General features: G+C 56.8%; 1 protein-coding gene. It reads right to left on the bottom strand.

All coding sequences use genetic code 11. The annotated features are described in order from the left end of the window. Positions 1-549: 549 nt before the first annotated feature. Positions 550-759 (bottom strand): hypothetical protein (locus AC066S_RS38995; RefSeq protein ID WP_478271929.1); only part of this gene is annotated, 210 nt, incomplete at its 5' end.

Below are 759 nucleotides of genomic sequence, written 5' to 3'. Positions count from 1 at the left end.
TGAAAGCCGGAGTGTGGTTCCGCCGTGCTCGTCTGCTCATCGTCTCTCCTGATTCGCGGGTCAATCTTGCCCGCCGTCAGGCAGAAACTCCACTTATCGCGCTGTTCAGATTTGCGGGACCAGCTCAAAGATCGGTATAGGCTTGCGTCGAGAGGTAGCACCTTAGGTGACGGATCAATCTGGGGTTCTATTTCTAGTCGTCCTCCATTCGGTGTTGTTAACCAACAGGAGTTTGCTCGCGCGGTCTGGCATCAGTGCGCCGAATTCGCTGCTTGACCGCCAATGCGGCCGCCGTCGATCTGTTCGGGCTCCTGAGGCGCACAACGGATGCTCCGCGCTGCCGGCTGAGATTCGCCGCCCTGCGCGTGCCCATTACCTCAATAACGTAAATCGGCGGAGAGCATGATGGTTGGTCTCCGCAGCAAGAGACTGTCAGACCGCGGCGCGCAGACGAGTTCCCTCGCGCCTCAGCGCAAGCACTTGCTAAGCAATTGATACGGCTAATTAATATGTGTCGGCGCCCGATAGACAAGTCGCAGGTTCCGCTCTTTAGAAAATGTCATCGGTGGAGAGGACAGCCAGTCTCGCCTGATCGCAATCGTCGTCGTTGGCGGCTTCAGCGGGTTGGGTTAGTCGGTTGTGAAGAACACGCAAGCCGTTGAGAGAGAATCGATTTTTGGCGAACAGACATGGTTCTGTTCGCAGGATTTCGGCGGGTGAGCCCGCAGTTTCTTGCAAATTGCTCTTGGGCGATCGCTG

Source organism: Bradyrhizobium sp. CFUWI, assembly GCF_056429085.1.
The sequence above is the reverse complement of the archived record's forward strand: the minus strand, read 5'-3'. Positions and strand labels throughout refer to the sequence as shown.